Source organism: Citrobacter sp. XT1-2-2, assembly GCF_023516235.1.
Classification (GTDB): Bacteria; Pseudomonadota; Gammaproteobacteria; order Enterobacterales; family Enterobacteriaceae; genus Citrobacter; species Citrobacter werkmanii.
Genome location: NZ_CP097324.1, coordinates 1,847,124 through 1,871,136 on the forward strand (window position 1 = coordinate 1,847,124; position 24,013 = coordinate 1,871,136).

General features: G+C 53.7%; 15 protein-coding genes. 6 read left to right on the plus strand and 9 right to left on the minus strand.

Annotated features, from left to right (window positions below; genetic code table 11):
- Window positions 1-3 precede the first annotated feature (3 nt).
- The 6 genes from baeR to M4I31_RS08685 are packed head-to-tail and all read right to left on the minus strand — an operon-like array spanning window position 4 to window position 10,985.
- Entirely contained in the window at window positions 4-726 is a 723-nt protein-coding gene (baeR, locus tag M4I31_RS08660) for a two-component system response regulator BaeR (RefSeq protein WP_038641831.1), read from the minus strand.
- Window positions 723-2,126 (minus strand): two-component system sensor histidine kinase BaeS, encoded by a 1,404-nt coding sequence (baeS, locus tag M4I31_RS08665; protein WP_085047912.1) that lies wholly within the window; start codon window positions 2,124-2,126, stop codon window positions 723-725. Before baeS ends, baeR begins: the two co-directional genes overlap by 4 nt.
- On the minus strand, window positions 2,126-3,538 hold the full coding sequence (locus M4I31_RS08670; protein ID WP_085047913.1) for an MFS transporter: 1,413 nt from the start codon (window positions 3,536-3,538) through the stop codon (window positions 2,126-2,128). Before M4I31_RS08670 ends, baeS begins: the two co-directional genes overlap by 1 nt.
- The gene (gene mdtC, locus M4I31_RS08675; RefSeq protein WP_085047914.1) at window positions 3,535-6,615 is read right to left on the minus strand and encodes a multidrug efflux RND transporter permease subunit MdtC; all 3,081 of its coding nucleotides are present in this window, start codon (window positions 6,613-6,615) and stop codon (window positions 3,535-3,537) included. The genes M4I31_RS08670 and mdtC overlap by 4 nt, the downstream gene beginning before the upstream one ends.
- Window positions 6,616-9,738, minus strand: coding sequence for an MdtB/MuxB family multidrug efflux RND transporter permease subunit (locus M4I31_RS08680; RefSeq protein WP_085047915.1), 3,123 nt, complete (start codon window positions 9,736-9,738; stop codon window positions 6,616-6,618).
- On the minus strand, window positions 9,738-10,985 hold the full coding sequence (locus tag M4I31_RS08685) for an MdtA/MuxA family multidrug efflux RND transporter periplasmic adaptor subunit (protein WP_085047916.1): 1,248 nt from the start codon (window positions 10,983-10,985) through the stop codon (window positions 9,738-9,740). The genes M4I31_RS08680 and M4I31_RS08685 overlap by 1 nt, the downstream gene beginning before the upstream one ends.
- Window positions 10,986-11,263: 278 nt before the next feature.
- Here M4I31_RS08685 and M4I31_RS08690 point away from each other — a divergent pair, with 278 nt between their 5' ends.
- The gene (locus tag M4I31_RS08690; protein WP_106672390.1) at window positions 11,264-11,323 is read left to right on the plus strand and encodes a type I toxin-antitoxin system Ibs family toxin; all 60 of its coding nucleotides are present in this window, start codon (window positions 11,264-11,266) and stop codon (window positions 11,321-11,323) included.
- Between the two features lie 99 nt (window positions 11,324-11,422).
- On the opposite strand, the gene yegD is transcribed toward M4I31_RS08690, so the two are convergent.
- On the minus strand, window positions 11,423-12,775 hold the full coding sequence (gene yegD, locus M4I31_RS08695) for a molecular chaperone (RefSeq protein WP_085047917.1): 1,353 nt from the start codon (window positions 12,773-12,775) through the stop codon (window positions 11,423-11,425).
- A gap of 136 nt (window positions 12,776-12,911) precedes the next feature.
- Here yegD and alkA point away from each other — a divergent pair, with 136 nt between their 5' ends.
- On the plus strand, window positions 12,912-13,781 hold the full coding sequence (alkA, locus tag M4I31_RS08700) for a DNA-3-methyladenine glycosylase 2 (protein ID WP_085048258.1): 870 nt from the start codon (window positions 12,912-12,914) through the stop codon (window positions 13,779-13,781).
- Here the strand turns inward: alkA and M4I31_RS08705 are convergent.
- The gene (locus M4I31_RS08705) at window positions 13,749-17,078 is read right to left on the minus strand and encodes a diguanylate cyclase (protein WP_038641812.1); all 3,330 of its coding nucleotides are present in this window, start codon (window positions 17,076-17,078) and stop codon (window positions 13,749-13,751) included. The genes alkA and M4I31_RS08705 overlap by 33 nt on opposite strands.
- Before the next feature lie 316 nt (window positions 17,079-17,394).
- Here M4I31_RS08705 and udk point away from each other — a divergent pair, with 316 nt between their 5' ends.
- The 3 genes from udk (at window position 17,395) to asmA (ending at window position 20,588) form a co-directional block, all read left to right on the plus strand.
- Window positions 17,395-18,036, plus strand: coding sequence for a uridine kinase (gene udk, locus M4I31_RS08710; protein WP_003036776.1), 642 nt, complete (start codon window positions 17,395-17,397; stop codon window positions 18,034-18,036).
- Between the two features lie 91 nt (window positions 18,037-18,127).
- Entirely contained in the window at window positions 18,128-18,709 is a 582-nt protein-coding gene (gene dcd / locus M4I31_RS08715; protein ID WP_003834269.1) for a dCTP deaminase, read from the plus strand.
- 25 nt (window positions 18,710-18,734) lie between these two features.
- Window positions 18,735-20,588 carry an outer membrane assembly protein AsmA gene (asmA, locus tag M4I31_RS08720; RefSeq protein WP_085047918.1) on the plus strand — a complete coding sequence of 618 codons (1,854 nt, stop codon included), beginning with the start codon at window positions 18,735-18,737 and terminating at the stop codon, window positions 20,586-20,588.
- Window positions 20,589-20,632: 44 nt separating this feature from the next.
- Here asmA and M4I31_RS08725 read toward each other — a convergent pair whose 3' ends face one another.
- The gene (locus tag M4I31_RS08725; protein WP_085047919.1) at window positions 20,633-22,216 is read right to left on the minus strand and encodes a TerC family protein; all 1,584 of its coding nucleotides are present in this window, start codon (window positions 22,214-22,216) and stop codon (window positions 20,633-20,635) included.
- A gap of 655 nt (window positions 22,217-22,871) precedes the next feature.
- Between M4I31_RS08725 and M4I31_RS08730 the strand changes: the two genes are divergently transcribed.
- Window positions 22,872-24,011 (plus strand): polysaccharide export protein, encoded by a 1,140-nt coding sequence (locus M4I31_RS08730; RefSeq protein WP_038641800.1) that lies wholly within the window; start codon window positions 22,872-22,874, stop codon window positions 24,009-24,011.
- Window positions 24,012-24,013 lie beyond the last annotated feature (2 nt).

Here is a 24,013-nt window from a genome sequence, read left to right on the forward strand (position 1 = left end):
TGATTACGCAATTCGGCACGCATCGGCTTCCCAGCGATACCCTACGCCATACACCGCGCGGATAAATGACTGCTCCGCATCCAGCGATTCCAGCTTGCGTCGCAGGTTCTTAATATGGCTGTCGATGGTGCGATCGGTAACGACGCGGTAATCGTCATACAGATGGTTGAGCAACTGCTCGCGGGAGAACACTTTTCCCGGCTCATGTGACAGCGTTTTGAGTAAGCGGAATTCCGCGGGCGTTAAGTCGAGCATTTTCCCCCGCCATGACGCCTGAAAACGACTTTCGTCGACAATCAGCGGGCTGTCTGCATCCATTTGTTGCAGTTCGCGCTGAGGTTTACAACGACGCAGGATCGTCTTCACGCGAGCGACGACTTCGCGCGGGCTGTAGGGTTTACAAATATAATCATCCGCACCAATCTCCAGTCCCAGCAGGCGATCAATCTCTTCGATTTTTGCGGTTACCATCATGATGGGAACTTCAGAGAAACGGCGAATTTCCCGACACAGGGTCAGGCCATCGGTGCCGGGCAGCATCAGATCCAATAAGATCAGATCGGGCGGCGTTTGACGTACGTAAGGCAGAACCAGATCGCCATGGCTGATGAGCGTAGGCGCGTAGCTTGCCGCCCGCAGATAGTCGATAAGCAGTTGTCCCAGCTTGGGTTCGTCTTCCACGATCAGAATACGCGGCGTGTTTTCATCAATGGGTAATTCTGTCATACATCTCTCTGTAAATCGCGTTCGAGCGGTAGCTCTACTGTAATGCTAACCCCGCCAAAAGGCGAATGGGCGGCGCGGATCAGACCATTATGCGCCTGGACGATATTGACGCAAATCGCCAGCCCCAAGCCGGAACCTCCGCTGGCGCGGTTACGCGAGCCTTCGGTGCGATAAAACCGTTCAAACAGCTTCTGCAACTGCTCTTCACTCACGCCGGGAGCGGAATCCGCGAAGGTTAATAACACCATGCGTTCACGTTGTTCGGCGCTGATATGCAGCCCACCGCCGCTGTCGGTATAGCGCAGGCTGTTTTCCAGCAGATTGTTGAATAATTGCATCAGACGATCTCTGTCGCCAAATACCGTCATGCTGTCCGGGAGAGAAAGTTGTATCGTCAATCCACGACTGGCAAAGCGTTCACGAAATGCACCGCTTGCCACTTCCAGCAGGGGAATAAGGTCCAGCGATGTTTTCTGATAGGCCAGCGCGCCTTCATCGGACATGGAGAGCTGATGAAGATCGTCCACCAGTTTGGTGAGCGTTGCGACTTCTGCCTGTAAAGAGGTAATGGAGTCAGGGGTAAACTGGCGTACGCCATCCTGAATGGCTTCCAGCTCGCCGCGTAGCACCGCCAACGGCGTACGCAGTTCGTGAGAAATATCGGCCATAAAGTCACGCCGCATCTGCTGGTTTTTTTCCAGCGTACTGGCAAGCTGGTTGAAGTCTTGCGCCAGTTTGCCCAGCTCATCGGTACTGGTCGGCGCAACGCGGGTGGTGAAATCGCCTGCCGCCAGTTTATGCGTGCCTTCCACCAGTCGCTTGACCGGGGCCAACAGGCTGCGCGCCAGCGTAAACGTTGCCAGCGCCGCCAGAATTGTGGAGAGCGCGACGATAAGCCAGCTGGAGCGTCTTTGCTGCATGTCGAAATTGATATCCGTATTTCGCGTTAAGCGCTCTACGGGAGAGGCAATCACGGCGCCCACTTCGCTACCGTTGACACGGATAGGATGGCGCATACCGTCGTGAGGGACCGGAGCGCGCGGGCCGACCAACACGCGAGCGTTTTGATCAACAACCCAAAACTGGGTACGCCAGCCGTGCGGCGGCATGCCGGGACCAGGTTTATCATCGTCGTTGTCGTGTTCAAATGAGCGCAGGATCTGAAAAACAAAACGATCGTTATTGCGTAAGAACCGCCAGTTGCCATGCTGCTCATACTGCTCGCTCAACGCGTCGCTGAGCATTTGCAGACGCTGCTCGTTACCGTGTTTGATATAGTCAATAAAACCCCGTTCGAAGCTAATGCGTACGGCCCAGTGCATACTGATCAGCAACACGATGCAGGTGGCGAAAATCGCCAGAAACAGTTTGCCGGTAATACCGGGCCGCCAGAACTTCATCAGGTGCTCCTTCTGCGCCGTGAGATCACCGCGTTAGTTTGCGTGTCGTTCGGCACGCGGGCAAAAATAATGGCGGGCAGCGCAATAATGAATGCAATGCACAGCCAGGTATACATAAAGACGGTATGCGTACTGCCGCTGTCGACAGCGATATGCTGCTGGCCAAACATACCTAGCAACAGGCCAGCGATAGTCACCCCGATACTCATCGACAATTGCATGATCATCGACAGCAGGCTGTTGCCGCTGCTGGCGAGATCGTCTGGCAGGTCTTTAAGCGTCAGGGTATTCATGGATGAAAAACGCGTTGAGTTGACCATTCCCTGTAAGAACAGCACCAAGGGCAGGGCGTAATACCAGCCGAGCAACGCGGTGGTCATCAGCAACAGGCTGACCAGCGACAGGCCAAGCGTTGTGGCGATCAGTACGCGACGGTAGCCAAAGCGGTTAACGACCTGTACCACAATGCGCTTCATGCTCATACTGCCGAGCACCATCGGGACCATCATCAGCCCGGCATGAAAAGGTGAAAAACCGAGGCCAATCTGTAAAAACACCGGCGTCATAAACGGCAGCATACCGCTGCCGATGCGTCCGGCAAAACTGCCGAGCAGACCTAACGAGAAGGTTGGTGTGTGAAACAGATTCAAACTAAACAGCGCGCGTGGATTACGATGGGCGTGTTTCAGATACAGCGCAATAGCCAACACCCCGCAGATAACCAGCGCTGCCAGCGTAATACCGGAGATGCCGGTTCCTTTACTGCCATCGAGCGCCACCGTTAGCACCGCCATGCCGACCGCCAGCATCGCGAATCCCGAAAGATCAAAGCGTCGCGTTTGCATCGTATAGTTGGGCATCAGCATTAACGTTGCTATCGCGCCGACAATACCAACCGGAATGTTCAGCAAAAATATCCAGTGCCAGGAGGCATACTCGACCAGAACGCCGCCTAACGCCGGACCCAACAATGGGCCAATCTGACCGGGTAACGTGACAAACGTCATCGCCGCCATATATTGCTCACGCGGGACGATTTTCATCACCGTTAGCCTGCCAACCGGCACCATCATCGCGCCGCCAACGCCTTGTAAGACGCGCGCCATCACCAGCTCGTTGAGCGTGCCGGACCACGCGCAAAACAGTGAGCCAAGCGTAAACAGGATGATGGCGGTGAAGAAGATATTGCGCACGCCAACTTTATCGGCCAGCCATCCGCTGGCAGGCAGCATTACGGCAACGGTTAATACATACGACACAATGACCATATGCATATGTAACGGGCTTTCTCCGAGGCTGGCGGCCATCGAAGGAAGCGCGGTATTAACGATGGTGGTATCCAGCGACTGCATAAAAAAGCCAAATGCCACAATCCAAAGTTGCCAGCGGGTGCTGTCGGGAAGTTCTGTCATAACTCGGCTACCGGTTTGCTATTTTTACGCGAAAAACGCAGATGCAGACGGTCGAAAAAGAGATACACCACGGGCGTGGTGTACAGCGTCAGGAGTTGACTCACTACCAGCCCGCCGACGATGGTGATCCCTAATGGCTGGCGCAGTTCGGAGCCATCACCTGCGGATAACACCAGCGGCAGCGCGCCAAACAGCGCAGCCAGCGTGGTCATCATTATTGGGCGAAAGCGTAACAGGCAGGCCTGGAAAATGGCTTCCTCCGGTTGCAACTTACCGTTTCTCTGCGCTTCCAACGCAAAATCGACCATCATGATGGCGTTTTTCTTCACAATACCAATTAATAGCATGATCCCTATCAGGGCGATTAGGCTGAACGGGGCATTGAATAGCTCCAGTGCCAGTAACGCCCCGACGCCCGCTGAAGGCAGTGTGGAAAGAATAGTCAGAGGGTGAACATAACTTTCATACAGCATGCCCAACACAATGTAGACCGTTGCGATGGCCGCAATAATCAGGATCACCTGCGAGTTCATGGTGTCCTGAAAGACCTGCGCGGTACCGGCAAAACTACCGCGAACCGTTGAGGGCACGCCAAGCTGGGTCATCGTCCTGTTGATGGCCTCTGTCGCTTCAGAAAGTGAAGAGCCCGTCGGCAGGTTAAACGACACCGTTGACGCGGCGGATAAGCCCTGATGATTCACCGACAGCGGGGCATTCGCCGGTTGCCATTTGGCAAAATACGATAATGGGATCGCCTTACCGTCATTGTTGATGACGAACATTTTGTCCAGCGCGCTAATATCTTGGGTATAGCGCCGATCGACCTCCATCACGACTTTGTACTGGTTCATCGGCTGATAAATTGTCGAAATCTGCCGTTGTCCGAAAGCGTTATTCAATAGGCTGTTGGCGGCGGCAACATCGATTCCCAGACGGGACATGGTGTCGCGATCGTAAATCAGATTCATCTCCGCGCCATTGTCCTGCTGATCGGAGTTGACGTCCGCCAGTTGGGGCAGGGCGGCTAACGCCTTACGAATTTTAGGTTCCCATTCACGCAGCGCCGCCAGGTCGTCTGACAGCAATGTGTACTGATAGCTGGCGTTGGCCTGGCGTCCGCCGACGCGAATATCCTGCACCGCCATCAGAAACAGATTCGCGCCCGGCTCTTTTGCCAGCGCGACGCGCAGGCGGTCGATCACCTGTTGCGCGCTTTCACGGCGTTCATCGCGTGGCTTGAGGGTAATAAACATCATCCCGCTATTGACCCGGGAACCGCCGGTGAAGCCAGTGACATTATTCACCGCCGGATCGTCGCGGATGATCTGCATAAAGTCCTGCAGTTTGCCGCGCATCGCCTGGAAAGAGATGCTTTGGTCAGCCTGAATCCCACCCATCAATACGCCTGTATCCTGCTCAGGGAAGAAGGTTTTCGGGATGGAAATGTAGAGCCAAATGTTCAGCGCAATGGTACCGAGTAATACCACGCCCACCAGCCGCGTATGGCGCAGCACCCATTTAAGCGATGTGCCGTAACCCTGTTGCAGCGCTAACAACACGCGACCAAATCCCCGCTTACGCGTCTGGGCGCGCGGGGCGCTGGATTTAAGCATCCAGCCGCACATCATTGGCGTTAATGTCAGCGACACCAGCAGGGAAATGCCGATGGCAACCGACAGCGTGACGGCAAATTCGCGTAACAGCCGCCCCGGCAGGCCGCCCATCAGCAGCAGCGGCAGAAACACTGCCACCAGTGACAGGCTCATGGAGAGCACCGTAAAACCGACTTCGCGCGTGCCTTGTAACGCTGCCTGAAGTGGTTTCATTCCGGCTTCCAGATGGCGGGCAATATTTTCCAGTACCACGATGGCGTCATCGACGACAAAACCCGTGGCAATGGTTAGCGCCATTAACGACAGGTTGTTCAGGCTGAATCCGCACAAATACATGGCGGCAAATGTGCCGATTAGCGAGACCGGAACCGCGACGGCGGGGATAAGTGTTGCGCGTCCGGAACGCAGAAAGACAAAGACCACCAGGATGACCAGCGCCACGGAGATAATCAGCGTCTGTTCAACTTCCTCCAGCGAGGCGCGAATGGTCGGAGAGCGGTCCTGGGCAATTTGCAGATCGATGGTGGCCGGGACCAGGGCTTGTAACTCCGGTAGTTTGGCCCGGATGCTGTCTACTGTCTGAATGATATTGGCTTCCGGCAGTTTGCGGATCATCAGCAGGATGGCCGGTTTGGCATTGGTCATCCCCGCATTGCGCACGTCCTGCACCGAGTCGCTCACCGACGCAACGTCACCTAACCTCACCGCAGCGCCGTTATTGTAGTGGATGATAATGGGTTGGTATTCGGCTGCCGTTTTTAGCTCATCGTTGGTTTGTACCTGCCAACGATGGGTTTCACTCTCGATAGCTCCCTGCGGCTTACGCACGTTGGCGTTATCAATTGCGCTACGCACGTCGTCGAGTGAGACTCCCTGGTTAAACAACGCTTGCGGGTTGAGTCCTACACGCACGGCGGGCAGAGAACTGCCTCCCACATCCACGTCACCGACGCCGTCGATTTGCGCGATGGTTTGCGCCAGTTGGGTCGAGGCGAAATCGTACAACTCACCCTGAGAATACGTATCAGAAGTGAGCGTCAGGATCATAATCGGCGCGTCGGAAGGGTTGGCTTTGCGGTACGTTGGGCGACTGGGCATTCCGCTTGGTAGCAGGCTTTGTGCGGCGTTAATCGCGGCCTGAACGTCTCGCGCAGCGCCGTTGATGTCACGGTCGAAATTAAATTCGAGAATAATGCGTGTGCTGCCAAGCGAACTGCTTGAGGTCATTTCATTCACGCCCGCGATGCGGCCCAGAGAGCGCTCCAGCGGGGTGGCGACGGAGGAGGCCATCGTTTCAGGAGATGCGCCGGGTAATGAGGCGCTAACCATAATCACCGGGAAATCCACCTGCGGCAGCGGGGCCACCGGCAGCAGACGAAAGCCCAGTATGCCGCACAGAGTGATGGCCACAGAAATGAGAATAGTCGCCACCGGACGATGAATGAAAAGCGCGAAAAATTTCATTTACGCTTCCTCTTCCTGACGTGGGAAACGGCTTTTCACATACAGCGACAAACGATCAAACAGCAGATAAATCACCGGGGTGGTGAACAGCGTTAATACCTGGCTTAACAGCAGACCACCGACCATACCAATCCCTAATGGACGGCGTAATTCAGCACCCACACCGGTACTTAACATCAGGGGCAACGCGCCCAGCAGCGCCGCCAGCGTGGTCATCAGGATCGGGCGAAAACGCAGCAGGCAGGCCTGGAAAATAGCTTCACGCGGCGCCATACCCTGTTCGCGCTCTGCGGCCAGGGCAAAGTCGATCATCATGATGGCGTTTTTCTTGACGATACCGATGAGCAAAATAATGCCGATAATCGCAATGACGTCCAGTTCGCTGCCGGCAATCATTAACGCCAGCAGTGCGCCAACGCCTGCCGTGGGCAGCGTGGAGAGAATGGTAATCGGGTGAATAAAGCTTTCATACAGCACGCCGAGTACGATATACATCGCGACAACCGCTGCCACAATTAGCCAGATAGTGTTGCCCAACGCGGCCTGGAAGGCCAACGTACTGCCCTGGAACTGGGTGGTAATGTTCGCTGGCAGGTTAAGCGTTTTTTCGGCATCCAGAATCGCCTGTACCGCATCGCCCAATGAATAGTCGTCTGGCACATTGAACGAGATGGTTGTCACCGGGAACTGATCGAGATGGTTAATCGACAGTGGGGCAAAACGCTGTTCAATGCTGGCGATAGCGCTGAGCGGCACCACGCCGCCGTCGCTACTGGTCAGACGAACAGTGTCCATGGCCGCAAGCCCTGGCGTCGTGTTGGTGTCATGTTCTAACACGACGCGATACTGGTTTGCCTGCGTATAGATGGTTGAAATCAGACGCTGGCCGAAGGCGTTGTACAGGGCGTTATCGACATCCGCCATGCTGATGCCTAAACGGCTGGCGCTGTCGCGATTGACGTTCACATAGGCTACCAGCCCTTTGTCCTGCCAGTCACTGCTGACATCAGACACCTGCGGTAGCTGTTGTAGCTTTTCCAACAGTTGGGGAACCCAGGTGCTGAGCGCATCCAGGGAGGTTGCTTGCAGCGTGAATTGATATTGCGTCCGGCTGACCTGAGTATCAATCGTCAGGTCCTGAGTAGGCTGAAGATAGAGGTCGACGCCAGGAACGTTGTTTACTGCCTCTTGTAACCGCGCGATCACTTTCTGCACGCGATCGTCACGTTCATCCAGTGGCTTAAGGTTGATTTGCATACGTGCGCTGTTTAATGCCGGATTGGTGCCGTCCACGCCAACAAAAGCGGTCAGGCTCTCAACCGCCGGATCTTGCAGGATGACATCTGAAACCTGACGCTGACGCTGGGCCATGCTGGCAAACGAACTGGACTGCGGCGCCTGCAGCGTGCCCTGAATGATGCCGTTATCCTGTATCGGGAAGAATCCTTTTGGAATAAAGATCCACAGCATGACGCTCAGCGCCAGCGTGCCAAGCGCCACGCTGAGCGTCAGCCACGGATGGTTGAGCACCTTTGCCAGCCAGTGGCCGTACCCGGCGATGACGCGATCAAACATCCGTTCCGAAGCGCGAGAGAAGCGGTTCTGTTTACGTAACGATGCCTGGCTGAGCATGCGGGCGCACATCATCGGCGTAAGGGTGAGCGACACCACGGCAGAAATCAGGATCGCCACGGCCAGTGTTACGGCAAACTCGCGGAACAATCGCCCGACAATATCGCCCATAAACAACAGTGGGATCAGCACGGCGATCAGCGAAAATGTCAGAGAGATGATGGTAAAACCAATCTCGCCCGCACCTTTCAGGGCGGCGGTCAGCGGTTTTTCGCCTTTTTCGATATAACGTGAAATGTTCTCAATCACCACGATGGCGTCATCCACCACAAAACCGGTGGCGATGGTTAGCGCCATTAAGGTCAGGTTATTGATAGAGAAATCAAGAAATACCATTACCGCAAAGGTGCCGATTAGCGACAGCGGAACGGCGACCGCGGGTATAATCGTCGCCGGGATATTGCGCAGAAACAGGTAGATAATCATAACAACCAGCGCAATCGCCAGCATCAGCTCAAACTGGGTATCAGCTACGGATGCACGAATATTGGTTGTACGATCCGAAAGCACGCTGACTTTTACTGATTTAGGCAGGCTTTCAGTGAGCTGCGGCAGCATTTGGCGGATGCTGTCAGCAGTGGAAATGATGTTTGCCCCAGGCTGGCGCTGAACATTCATCACAATGGCTTGTTGCTTATTGGCCCATGCGCCCAGCCAGCTATTTTCTGCCCCTTGCTCCACGGTCGCGACATCGCCCAGACGTACCGGCGCACCGTTTTTATAGGCAATAATCAACTGACGATATTCATCTGCAGACTGCATCTGGTCGTTAGCTGAGAGGGTGACGGCGCGCGTTGGGCCATCAAGACTGCCTTTGGCCGAGTTGACGTTAGCGCCGGTAATTGCCGTACGGATGGTTTCGCTGGTCAGACCGAGCGCGGCAATGGCCTGCGCATTAAGCTTGACGCGGACGGCCGGACGTTGCCCACCGGAAAGCGTTACCAGACCCACGCCGGAAACCTGAGAGATTTTCTGTGCGACGCGGGTTTCGACCATATCTTCCACCTGCGTCATCGGCATGGCGCTGGAGGTGACAGCCAGCGTCATGATTGGTGGATCCGCCGGGTTTACCTTGCTGTAAACCGGCGGGTTGGGCAGATCGCCCGGTAATAAATTGGTCGCGGCGTTAATTGCAGCCTGTACTTCCTGCTCGGCGACATCCAGCGGGAGCGTCAGTTGAAACTGCAATGTCACGACCGAGGCACCGCCGGAACTTTGCGATGACATCTGTTTTAAGCCGGACATCTGTCCAAACTGACGTTCAAGCGGCGCGGTCACTGCCGAGGTCATGACGTCCGGGCTGGCGCCGGGGTAGAGCGTTACGACCTGAATCGTGGGGTAATCCACTTCCGGTAAGGCGGCGATCGGCAAGAAACGATAACCGATAATACCGGCCAACAAAATGGCGACCATCAGCAGCGTGGTGGCGACGGGGCGCAGAATAAACAGGCGCGATGGGCCGCCTGAGTTGCCGGGCGGTAACACCTGCATCAGGAGTTAGCTCCTTTTTTGCCGTAGCCGCGCGGCGCAGTTTTCTCGTCTGTCACTGAGGCGTCTTGCCCCTCCACGACTTCAACTTTTGCCCCTTCCGTCAGGCGGTCAATACCGTCGGTCACCACGCGATCTCCTGCGGACAGCCCGGCGGTAATCACCACTTTCTGGCTATCCTGGATACCCGGCTTCACCAGGTGTTTACTCACCTTATTGTCGCTGTTCAGCACCCAGACAAAGTGACCTTCATTACCCATTTGCAGGGCAGCCGTGGGGATGACTACGGCATTTTGTTCCGTATCGACCAGCATGCGGGCGTTAACGAACTGGTTCGGGAATAAGGCATCATCCTGATTGTTAAACCGGGCCTTAACTTTGATGGTTCCGGTGCTCGTGTCGATCTGATTGTCGAGACTCAGCAGGACGCCTTCGCTCAGTTTTTGCGAATTAGTACGGTCCCAGGCTTCGACCTTCAACGGGTTCCCCGATTTTTGCGCCCGTAACACGGTGGCGATGTCGTTTTCAGGTAAGGTAAATATCAGGTCGATAGGATGGGTTTGTGTAATGACGACGATACCGGTGGTATCGCCGCTGGAAATCTGGTTGCCAACATCCACCTGCTTCAAACCGACCCGACCATCGACAGGGGCAGTTATACGGCTCCAGTCGAGCTGCAATTGGGCGCTGGCGACGCTGGCTTCATCCGCTTTGATTGTCCCTAACGTCTCATTTACCAGCGCCTCTTGGGCATCCAGCTCCTGGCGGGAGACCAGATTGGTTTTTACCAACTGCTGATAACGCGCAAGGTCGCGACGGGCATTCGCCAGCGTGGCTTTATCTTTTGCCAGTTGCCCCTGCGCCTGAGCCAGAGCAACTTTAAACTGGCTGGGGTCTATCTCTGCCAGCAGGTCGCCAGCTTTTACCTGTTGCCCTTCCTCGAAGTGTAACGCGATGAGCTGGCCATCTACCCGGCTTCGCACCGTAGCGGTATTGGCGGCAGTAATGGTGCCTAGCCCCGTCAGATAACGTGGAACGGCTTCCTCGGTGGCGGTGGCAGCCTGAACGGGAGCCAACGGCCCGGAACGCATACCACGACGCCCAGCCCCTGGCGAGTGCTGTGCTGGTTTAGTCGCGCCTGGTGCGGTTCCCTGGGGTTCACTGCGGCTTTGCCAGAACCAGAATGCGGCGATGGCGGCCACGACGATCACAATTGCTATCACCCAGCGGGATTTGTTACTGCCTTTCATTGTTATGAGTTTCTCATCCTGAAACGATTCGCGGAATGATACTAGTTTAGCCAGCGAACAAGGGAGAAAAATGGAGGAATTATGAAACACTGTCGGGATTCGTCTGAATGCTGACGCGGCTTTGCGAGGTATTACGCAACATTAAGCGGTGAAAACGGCGAACAAGAAATAGTGCGTTAGAGTGCGTTCAAGGCAAAAGGAGGTAAGCCAGAGATTTCAGCGGGACGCTGGAACGGGAAAGCCCCTCCTGAGGAAGGGGCCAAAATAAGGAAAGGGTTATGATGAAGTACGTCATCATACTGGTGATACTCTTAGTGATTAGCTTACCGGCTTACTAAGACACCAGGGGGAGGGGAAACCTTCCCTAACCCTCACTCCTGAAAATAAGCTACAGCTAAGGTGATGTCAATACACGTCCTTTTCAGCATGTGAGCGGCTTAGCGGAAAACAACCTCAGCCCAGCGGGCCAGTCCGGCGGTGACGGAACCGAAATCATCGCCACCGGCAATTGGGATCCCCGGAAGCTGCTCTGCGAGAGCTTTTTTGATCAACGGCGAACGCGCGCTGCCGCCGGTCAGGTAAATCACGTCCGGTTTTTCCTGCGCGTTTTCCAGCGCCAGTTGAACCTGCTCGAGAATGCGCACCAGGGGCTGATTGAGCGCGGCTTCCAGTCCGTGTTGGCTGATATCGGTGGCCAGCGTTTCACTGATAAACGGTATCGCCGCCGTAACGATGTTCTGGTCGGACAGTGCGATTTTGCTCTCTTCTGCGCTGCGTACAAGGCGGTAGCTCAGACGCTCGCGCCAGACTTTGAGCAACAGGGCGACTTTATCGGCTTCCCGGGCGTCGCGCACAAGATCGTTCAGTAAGCGTCCGTTGGCGCTACTGTAGAACTCACTTTGCGCGGGGACATCGTTAATCGCGACCGCGTTCCACCAGGGCAGAATAGGTAAGGCGATGCCTTTTTCCGTTTCTCCACCCATGCCGAGGAGCGGCATCAAGTGTTTAAATGCCAGCGCAATGTCCAGATCGTTCCCGCCTACGCGGCAGCCGCTGTGCCCCAGCAGGCTGTTTTCGCGATCGCCGCGTTGATGCCATTGCGGTCCCATCAGCAACAATGAACAGTCGGTCGTCCCCCCGCCAATGTCCACGACCAATACGCGTTTTTCTTCCTGCAGCGTGGCTTCGTAATCCAGGCCAGCCGCTACCGGTTCGTATTGAAAAACAACATCCTGAAAACCAGCGCGTTTTGCCGCACGTTCAAGAATCCCCTGCGCCTGAGCATTAGCGTCATCGCCGCCTAAACCCTGGAAGTTGATTGGGCGACCAATAACGGCCTGGGTGATGGCTTCCGGCAACTGGCTTTGTGCCTGATTACGAATATGTAGCATCATGGCGCAGACCAGATCCTCAAACAGCGCAACCTGCTGCGGTTTCAGACCGCTGGCGCCGAGAAAGGATTTTGGTGATTTAACGAAGTACACCTCTTCCGGATCGTCAATATAGTGACCCAGTGAAGCCAGACCGAACTGCACGCTGTTGGCATTAACCTCAATATCTTCTTCGCGGTTATAGCGCATCGCACGACGCAGCAGCGCCTGCGTTTCGTCATCCGTGGTTGGCACGTCGTGATGGCGATACAGCCATTCGCTGACCGCTTCGCGCGTTGGCGCACACAGCATTGAGGGCAGAAGCGTGCTGTTGTTTTCCATTTTGAGCAAGTGTGGCTGCCCGTCATGCATAACGGCCACTGAACAGTTTGCCGTACCGTAGTCAAAACCAATAAACACCGTAAAAATCCCCATGCCAGTGAAGAAGGGGCGTGACTTTAACGAAATGTCGACGTCCCGACAACTGGAATATGAAAGCAAGGCGTATCGTTTGAATACCGTTTATGCTGTAGGTTTGCTTGAAAAGGAAAACGCAATGTTCACGCTGAGTTGGCAACCGCCTTATGACTGGCCCTGGATGCTGGAGTTCCTGGCCGCCCGTGCGGTGGAAGGGGTAGAAACCGTGGGGGATCTGCGTTATGCCAGAAGCCTGACTGTCGGGAATCATCGTGGTCTGGTGCGCGTGATACCGGATCTACACACCCATCAACTACACGTGACGTTGAGTCCGGGGCTACAGCCGGTTGCCGCAGAGTGTCTGGCTAAAATGACGCGCTTATTCGATCTTACCTGTTGCCCGCAGCAAATCGTCAGCGCGCTGGGAAGCCTTGGGGCAGCGCGTCCGGGACTGCGTTTGCCGGGCAGTGTTGATGCGTTTGAACAAGGAGTACGGGCGATTTTAGGGCAGTTAGTCAGCGTAGCTATGGCGGCGAAACTGACGGCTAAAGTGGCGCATACTTATGGGGACACGCTGGAGGATGCGCCAGAGTATGTGTGTTTTCCCACCCCTGAAGCGCTCGCTGATGCCGATCCATTACACCTGAAAGCGTTAGGGATGCCGCTCAAACGCGCTGAAGCGTTAATTCATCTGGCTCGCGCGACGCTGGATGGAACGCTTGCGACACAAGCGCCTGCGGATATCGAGCAAGGCGTCAAACATCTGCAAACGTTCCCCGGCATAGGGCGCTGGACCGCCAACTACTTTGCGCTGCGCGGCTGGCAGGCGAAAGATGTTTTTCTGCCGGATGACTATCTGATTAAACAACGTTTTGCCGGCATGACGCCCGCCCAGATTCGGCGATATGCAGAGCGCTGGAAGCCCTGGCGCTCCTATGCGTTATTACATATCTGGTATACGGATGGCTGGCAGCCGTCAGTTGATGGCGAAATTACTGGTATTCAGTAGCAGATCCAGCGGTTGAGCGTCGGCAATGATATCGCCATAAATCATATCAATCCCGATGCCAGAAAGCGCATCCATGATTAGCGGCAACTGCACCGGGCCAGCGATGGTTTTAATGTCCAGACGCTGAGCATGGCCCTGGATAATGGACACCCACATTTCGTCAATCAAATTACCGTGGACACTGGCGCTTAGCTCGCTGTCGAGTAGAAGGTAATCAACCATGTGATACTTCAGGTTGTCAAAAAGATCTAAATCGCGACCGACATGACTTAAAATAATTCGACATCCGCACTGTCGCAGTCGATGTAGTGTGGATATAGCCTGCGTTGGGTTTGTTTTTATCACGTTAGACGGAACGGTCAGGTGCAGCAGTCGTGGTGGTAACGGACTTCTTTGCAGTTGCCCCAGCAGTTCGTCAACAAGTTCTGTATTCAGCAATCCGGCGGCGGAAAGGGGCAGGGCAATGCTGAGTCCCTTACTGGCGACGGCCGGGGCTGCGCTCTGGAAGAACTCGGTAAATACCCGGCGGTCAAGCGCCTGATTCAATGTAGAATCGACCAACCCGGCACGGAAAGCGTGCTCTTCAATAATTTCCCCTTCAGCTGTCCCTAAGCGTAGCGAGAGCAGCCAGAAGCTAAACGTCTCTGGTATCCGCGGGGAGGCCACGCCCCTGGCGATGATTAACATTGGATTGTGCGTAATGGTGTGTCTTTGTTCATCCAATGACAGTTGGCTTCGCGCCGCATGGGCCTCGCTTTGCTGGGGTTCATAAACGCAGACTCGCCCACGTCCACTGTTCTTCGCCGCATAACAGGCTATATCCGCCTGGGACATGACGTCGCTCGCGACATGGTTTTTTTCATCAATTAGCGTAATTCCCGCACTGGCGCCAATACGGTGCAAGCGTCCATCCCACATGAAGTGGTAATCGTTGATGGCGCTGATGATGCGACCTGAGATAAAGCGGGCGCTTTCGATATTACAATCCGGCAGCAACAGACCAAACTCGTCACCGCCAAGGCGCGCCAGCATATCGCTGGAACGCAGCATGCTGAGCATCAGTGAAGAGAGTTCGCGTAGCAGGGCATCGCCTGCGGCGTGACCAGCGCTATCGTTTACGGCTTTAAAACGATCGAGATCGATAAAAACCAATGCATGACGTTGGTGCGTGTCGTGAACCGTATGCAGTAACTGTTTTAGATGATTTTCGAAGCTGACCCGGTTTGCCAACTGCGTCAGATCGTCATGCGAGGCGCTGTAACTAAGCTGGCGCAGCATTTTACGTGACTCGGTGACATCCTGAATCACCAGCACCGAGCCAATGCTGCCGCCATCGAGTGTGCTGAGGGGGGTGATGCTGTACTGAATGTCATAACTGTTGCCGTTGCGACAATGCAGGACGACTTCCTGCTCGATGGCCGTACGCGACATGTCAGCGCTGTAGATATTCTCCATCAGCGGTCCGTTGTCGCCGAAAGTAATACGGAGTACCGTCAGCAGCGGAATGCCGATGGCGCTTTCCTGCTGCCAGCCGCTCATCTTCTCTGCGACCGGATTCATAAAGGTCACGTTCATATCGACATCAATACAAATCACTGCTTCGCCAATCGAATCCAGCGTAATGTGCAGACGTTCTTTTTCCTGATACAACGCTTCGTTAAGCTGCTTCACCTCGGTCATATCCATATTGATGCCAAGGAAGCGTTCAACTTCACCATCTTTATTCAGTACCCGGTTTGCCAGTGAGCGGATGTGCCGCACGCCATCTTTGACCGCAATACGAAACTCGAGCTTAAAGGGGGCCCGTGCGGCCAGCGAATCACGAATGACATTTTTAGCATGTTCACGATCTTCGGGCACAACGCAGTCATACCAGACTTGCCAACTGGGTTTGATATGCGCAGGGACTTCATAGAGATCAAACATGCGTTTATCCCAACTGATTACGTCAGGCTGCAGCTCCCATTCCCAGATGCCAATTCCCCCGGCTTCATTGGCGAGGGTAATGCGCTCCATCAACCGTTTATTAATCCACTCGGTATGCTTCAGATCGTTAATATCCTCAACCTGCGCAATAAAGTAGAGTGGGGTATTATCGCTATTACGCACCAATGAAACGGCCAGCAAGGCCCAGACGACATCACCGGAGCGCGTGTAATAGCGTTTTTCCATGGAGTAGCTGTTGATTTCCCCGCGCGCCAGCATATCCAACTGTTCGAGATCATTGTTCAGATCTTCCGGCCAGGTTAATTGCTGGAAGGTTAGCGAACGTAGCTCATCCTGGCTGTAGCCCAGAAACTGGCACAACGCTTTATTCGCCTGGAGCCATTGCCCCTCGGTCCCCACCAGCGCCATACCAATCGCGGAATATTCCATGGCATTGCGAAAGCGCGATTCGCTTTCAGAGATATGTTTGCGTTCGGCCCGAAACGCGTACATCACCATCGTCATCATATTGGCCGGCAGCAGGATCATCAAAAACGGCAGCCAAGGCAGGCTGGTCGTCAAGTTGGGTTTTGGGATGTAGAGCAGCGAAGGGTCGGCGGCCAACATCATCGAGACCATCATTACGGTGCTGAGGAAAATTAAAAATGCCTCCATTCGCGGCAGACGAACAGCGCTCCACATCAACAGGACGATAACGCAGGTAAAAGGCCATGGAAGATACATCATGGACAGCCAACTGAGCGTCAAGGTCACCAGAAGTGTGATGACGGTTTCAAGCAGTAACCGTGGGTCGCGGTGGCGGAGCAGATAATGGGGCTTAAACAGCAAACCTAACGGCACCAGCGCCAGCGCGCCGATGGATTCTGACAGCACCCAAATAAGAAAGGTATTTAACGAGGTTTCCTTTGGCAGCAATAACCACAGTAGCAAGCCGCCCAACACGGGAGGAACCACGGCGCTGCCAAAAGCCAGGCGCGCCCAGTCGTTGAGATTTTGTAAGGGGTTGTACCAGGGCAGCAGTTTACGCAATAGCATTGCGCCAACGACAGCCTCAATAATGTTGATAGCCGTATAGGTGAAGCTAAGCGATTCACCGGGGAAGAAGAGTAAGGAAGCGCCGATATTACCAAATGAACAAGCCAGCGCAATTCCCGGCCACATCTTTCCCGCATGACGGTAAAAAGCCACCATCATGATTGACGTTGGGAACCAAAGCGGCGCCAGCTGCGCGCCGAAACGTGACAGTTCCAGCGAGAATAGCGTAAAAATGAAAGCCACCAGACCTAAACTGGCCATGCGCAGTAGAGGATGAGGTAAGGTAACTAAAACATGTTGGGATTGTTTACTCATTACCACTCTACCCAAATAGCCGATGTCGTCCGGGAGATATGCCGAATACATCTTGTTTAATCTGCGATTATGCTAGTACAAATAATTTACAATTTATACGCCAGCTGCGCATAAATTAACACTCTCAAGCTATTAATTCCTAAGGCTGATAGATAAATTTAGCACCTGCTTTAAAACTGATCATTTTAATTTGCGACAAGGAAAGCATTGGCGCAGGCTGGACTGGCATCGCGCCGCTGAAATCCCTATAATTGCCGCGTTTGGCGTTTCGACGCCGCCCTTCCTTAACATCCAGGTTAATCAGGTCGCTAAATTTATGACTGATCAGTCCCATCAGTGCGTCATTATCGGCATCGCCGGCGCATCGGCTTCCGGCAAGAGTCTTATTGCCAGCACGCTTTACCGCGAATTACGTGAACAAGTCGGTGACGAACATATTGGCGTTATTCCCGAAGACAGCTATTACAAAGATCAAAGCCATCTGTCGATGGAAGAACGTGTAAAAACCAACTACGACCATCCGAACGCGATGGATCACAGCCTGCTGTTTCAACATCTGCAGACGCTTAAACGCGGAAGTGCCATTGAACTACCCGTTTACAGTTATGTTGAGCATACACGCACGCAAGACACTATTCATATCGAACCCAAGAAAGTGATCATCCTGGAAGGCATTCTGCTGCTGACAGACGCGCGTTTGCGTGACGAGATGAACTTCTCTATTTTTGTTGATACGCCGCTGGATATATGCCTGATGCGCCGTATTAAACGGGACGTGAACGAGCGTGGCCGTTCCATGGATTCGGTGATGGCGCAATACCAAAAAACCGTACGTCCAATGTTCCTGCAATTTATTGAGCCTTCAAAACAATACGCCGACATCATCGTACCGCGCGGGGGTAAAAACCGCATCGCCATCGATATTCTGAAGGCTAAAATCAGTCAGTTCTTTGAATAAGTTCAGCGAATTGTGTACCGTTCAGTAATAACCTGGCTCACCCTTAACGCGCCTGGCATTAAGGGGTTGAAGCACGAAAGGAGAAAGTGCCATGCGTTTATGTGACCGAGATATTGAAGCCTGGTTGGATGAAGGTCGCCTGTCGATCACTCCACGCCCTCCTGTCGAGCGAATCAATGGCGCCACGGTAGATGTGCGTCTTGGTAACAAATTCCGTACGTTCCGCGGTCATACGGCGGCGTATATCGATTTGAGTGGACCGAAAGATGAAGTCAGCGCTGCGCTGGATCGCGTGATGAGCGATGAAATCGTCCTTAAGGACGGCGAGGCATTTTTCCTGCATCCGGGGGAGCTTGCGCTGGCGGTGACGTTCGAATCCGTGACGTTGCCTTCCGATCTCGTCGGTTGGTTAGATGGACGTTCTTCATTAGCGCGTCTGGGACTGATGGTACACGTTACCGCACACCGTATCGATCCGGGCTGGTCAGGGTGCATCGTACTGGAGTTTTACAACTCCGGAAAATTACCGCTGGCCCTGCGCCCTGGCATGCCAATTGGCGCGTTGAGTTTCGAACCGCTTTCCGGTCCGGCTGCGCGACCTTACAATCGTCGTCAGGATGCAAAGTATCGCGATCAGCAGGGCGCCGTTGCCAGCCGGATCGATAAAGACTGAATGTTTTCAGTCCATTGGGGATAGCATGAGACGATTTCTGACAACGCTGATGATCCTTCTGGTCGTGCTGGTGGCCGGTTTTTCTGCGTTAGTACTGTTGGTGAATCCGAATGATTTCCGCGCGTATATGGTCAAGCAGGTTGCTGTGCGTAGCGGATATCAGCTGCAGTTGGATGGTCCTTTACGTTGGCACGTATGGCCTCAGTTGAGCATCCTCTCGGGGCGCATGGCGTTGACGGCTGAAGGTGCCAGCGAACCCCTGATTCGTGCCGACAATATGCGCCTTGACGTCGCGTTGTGGCCGTTGTTGAGTCATCAGCTCAGTGTGAAGCAGGTGATGCTCAAGGGGGCTGTGATTCAACTGACCCCGCAAACTGAGGCGGTGCGTGGACAAGATGCGCCCGTTGCCCCCAAAGACAATACGTTGCCCGATCTGGCGGAAGACAAAGGATGGTCGTTTGATATCGCCCGTCTGCGCATCGCCGACAGCGTTCTGGTATTCCAGCATGAAGACGACGAGCAGGTAACGGTTCGCGATATTCGTCTGGAGATGGAACAGGATAGCCAGCACCGCGGTACGTTTGATTTCTCCGGGCGTGTGAACCGCGATCAGCGTGACCTTGCGCTATCGTTTAACGGCACCGTCGATGCCTCCGACTACCCGCATAATTTGTCCGCTAATATTGAGCAGTTAAGCTGGCAGCTACAGGGGGCCGATCTTCCGTCGCAGGGCATTAAAGGTGAGGGACAGCTTCAGGCGCAGTGGCTGGAAGAGAAAAAACAGCTCGCGTTTAACCAGATTCATTTAACCGCTAACGACAGCTCTCTCGCCGGGCAAGCCCAGGTGTCGTTGTTAGATAAACCAGAATGGCTCGTCGATCTGAAATTTGGTCAGCTCAATCTGGACAATCTGATTGTGCAACGCGATGCCGTGGCGGCGACAAACGGTGAGGTTCAGCAAGGGCAGAGTCAGTCGACGCTGGCGCGCCCCGTCATTGCTTCGCAGGTTGATGCCGTCTCTTACCAGGGACTCAAGGGATTTTCGGCAGACATCACGTTACAGGCTGACAAAGTATTGTGGCGTAAAATGGCGTTTGAGAATGTCTCGGCAAAAATAAATAACCAGTTCGGCTTAATGAATATCGCACAGCTGGAAGGCAAAAGTAACGGTGGACGTGTTTCGCTTCCCGGTACGTTGGACGCCAGAAAAGATGCGCCGCGAGCAGTCTTTCATCCGCGGCTGGAAGGCGTAGAAATAGGCGCTATCCTCAAAGCCTTCAATTACCCCATCGCGCTGACCGGCAAGCTGTCACTGGCGGGAGATTTTTCCGGCTCGGATATTGACGCCCAGGCGTTTCGCCATAGTTGGCAAGGCCAGGCTCATGTCGAAATGAGTGATACGCGAATGGAAGGAATGAACTTCCAACAGATGATACAACAAGCCGTAGAACGCAGCGGCGGTGATGTGAAATCACAGCAAAATCTGGATAACGTCACCCGTCTGGATCGCTTTGTCACCGATATGACGCTGGATAACGGCGAGGTTACGCTGGATAACATGGCCGGTGAGTCGGCGATGCTTGCGCTGACTGGCAAGGGGACGTTAGACCTGGTGAAGCAGAATTGCGACACGCTGTTTAACATTCGCGTGCTGGGCGGTTGGGATGGCGAAAGCAAGCTGATTAAGTTCCTGAAAGCCACGCCGGTTCCTCTCAGGGTTTATGGCCAGTGGCAGGCGCTGAACTATAACTTGCAGGTCGATCAGTTGCTGCGTAAGCATCTGCAGGATGAAGCGAAACGTCGTCTGAACGATTGGGCCGATCGCAATAAAGACTCCCGCAACGGTAAAGATGTTAAAAAGTTGCTGGATAAACTCTGATTCACATTGCCGGATGGCAGCTAATGCGCCATCCGGCGGGTGATTTACACCTCGTAATCCATCTCTTCTTCACCGTGTAGCGGTATCAACTGGACTTTTTGCACGCGATGGTTTTCCACCTGCAGAGTTTTTAGTCGGTAGTCGCCAACCTGAACTTCCTCTCCGGTTTTTGGAATACGCTGTAAATATTCCATCAAAAGCCCGGCAATGGTGTGATATTCACGTTTTTCATCTAACGGAATAGGGACGTACTGCACCAGATCTTCCAGCGGCATGTGACCGTTAGCTGTCCACGAACCATCGGCATTTTTCTGGATATCATGGCGGGCATCAATCTCCTCTACCTCATTTGGCAGATTACCGGCGATGGTTTCCATTACGTCACTGAGCGTTACGATCCCTTCGACAGAACCAAATTCATCTGCAATAAAAGCGAAGTGCGTGCGGGCATTACGGAACTGCTCCAGCGCCGGAAGCAGCGGCAGGGTTTCCGGGAACACCAGCGGCTGACGAATCAGGGCGCGTAAGTCGAGCGCCTCGCCGCGCAGAGACTGCTGCAGCAGATCGATGACATGCACTACGCCCAGCAGCTCTTCCTCCTCGTCTTCCCCGGTAACAACCAGGCGCGTATGCTGATTTTTTTCCAGTAAAGCGCGAATTTCTGCTTCGGGTGCGTTGAGATCGACGTGTTCAATGTCGTGGCGTGAGGTCATGATGCTGCTGACGGTACGCTGATTAAGATTCAGTACGCGCTCAATCATCCGCCGTTCCTGAGGCGCAAAAATCTGCCCTTCCTGATGATCCGCCAGCATAGCAGCGGTTTCGGCATCCAGTTCGGCATCTTCTTTTTGACCGCTCAGCAGCCTCATCACCGCCTCCGCAGTGCGCTGACGCAAGGTATGGTTGGCTGACAGGAAGCGACGACGGTTAAAGATTGCCAGCTGGTTCAAGGCTTCGATCATAACCGAGAAGCCGATAGCGGCGTACAGGTAACCTTTCGGGATATGGAAACCGAACCCTTCGGCGACCAGGCTGAAACCAATCATCAGCAGGAAGCTTAGGCACAGAATAACGATGGTTGGGTGGCTGTTGACAAAGCGAGTCAACGACTTACTGGCGAGCATCATCAGGCTGATGGCGATAATCACCGCCGCCATCATCACCGCCAGGTGATCGACCATCCCGACGGCGGTAATGACGGAATCCAGAGAGAAGATGGCGTCAAGCACCACAATTTGCGCGACCACTCCCCAGAACTTAGCGCCTTTACGCTGGGTGGGATTGTCGCTGTCTTTGCCTTCCAGCCGTTCGTTTAGCTCCATTGTGGCTTTAAACAACAGGAAGAAACCGCCAAACAGCATAATCAGATCGCGCGCACTGAAACTGAGGCCGCGAATGCTGAACAGTGGCGTTGTCAGCGTCACCAGCCAGGATATTGATGCCAGTAGCAGCAGTCGCATGACCATCGCCAGCAGGAGCCCGGTAATACGCGCCTTATCCCGCTGGGCAGGAGGGAGTTTCTCCGCGAGGATGGCAATAAAAACAAGATTATCAATGCCAAGAACAAGTTCGATCACGATTAGCGTGACGAGTCCGGCCCAGATTGACGGATCGGCAATCCATTCCATAGTAAATGCTATACCCATAGTTGTATGACAATTGTCACAATTCGATCATGGGTAAAACTGGCGGAAAATGCAATGCCGGAAAGGGATTTCTCTGGCGGTTATATCAGGATGCCTGCGGGATAATAGCCGTAATGTAACTACAGGAAATAAATTTCTTTAGCCAATTATATTTAGGAAATATCGCAGGTGGCGTATTTTTTTAGTCATGCTGTCAATATCGATAAAATCCTAAAAACATATAAATTCCTCGCTTAATATTAATCTTAAAAGCAAGTGAACGGAGGCTTGTTATCTTGCCTGCTATTCACTTAGCTGCAACAATTCTTGCGGTAATAATCAAAAGATAATATTTCCTCATTAACCGGTGACGTTATTCCCGATGCGTTGCTGTTCTGAATATGATGAAAATAAAGGAGAAGATAAAAATTTAAATTAATCAGTGCATTGGTAGCTAATGAAGCCAGGGGCGGTAGCGTGTCTGGTCACCTGAAAACAAGCCTAAATTATTCTGTCAAGAGACCGCAGATGAATCCATTATTTTTAGGACTGATGCCAGTTAAATTCCTTTTCAATTAACGGCAAGGTAAATGTGTACAGGCGAAGCCACTATTTAGAACGCACGTGATAATTACTCTGCCAAAGTGATAAATAATCAATGATGAACTCCAAACTTAAATTGATACCAGTCCTGGTATCGGTAATCTTGATAAACGGTTGTACCGTGCTTCCGGGCAGCAATATGTCTACGATGGGCAAAGATGTGATTAAACAGCAGGACGCTGATTTTGATATCAATCGGATGGTGAATGTTTATCCACTGACCCCGCGACTGGTCGAGCAATTACGTCCTCGTCCGAATGTTGCACAGCCTAACATGTCGCTGGAGCAGGAGATTGCAGGATATCAGTATCGGGTCGGTCCAGGCGATGTCCTGAATGTGACCGTCTGGGATCATCCTGAACTCACAACCCCGGCCGGGCAGTATCGTAGCTCAAGCGATACCGGCAACTGGGTGCAGCCTGATGGCACCATGTTTTACCCCTACATTGGCAAAGTCAGCGTGGTGGGAAAAACGCTGGCAGAAATTCGTAGTGATATTACCGGGCGCTTAGCGAAGTACATTGCTGACCCGCAGGTGGACGTTAATATCGCCGCTTTCCGCTCGCAGAAGGCTTATGTCTCCGGGCAGGTGAATAAATCTGGCCAGCAGGCCATCACCAACGTACCGCTTACCATTCTTGATGCCATTAACGCCGCAGGTGGTCTCACCGAGGCGGCTGACTGGCGCAATGTTGTACTGACTCACAAAGGGCAGGAGCAACGAATTTCACTGCAAGCGCTGATGCAAAATGGCGACCTGAGCCAGAACCGTCTGCTCTATCCTGGCGACATTCTGTTTGTTCCGCGTAATGACGATTTGAAAGTCTTCGTGATGGGGGAAGTGAAGAAGCAGAGCACCCTCAAAATGGACTTCAGCGGTATGACGCTCACCGAAGCGCTTGGCAATGCGGAAGGTATCGATCTGACCACCTCCAACGCCAGCGGCATTTTCGTTATTCGTCCGTTGAAAGGCGAAAGCGGGCACAACGGCAAGATCGCCAATATCTATCAGCTTGATATGTCCGATGCGACTTCGCTGGTGATGGCGACGTCATTCCGACTCCAGCCTTACGATGTGGTGTATGTCACGACCGCGCCGGTTGCCCGCTGGAACCGTTTGATCAATCAGTTGCTGCCGACCATTAGCGGTGTTCGCTATATGACGGACACGGCCAGCGACCTTCACAACTGGTAATC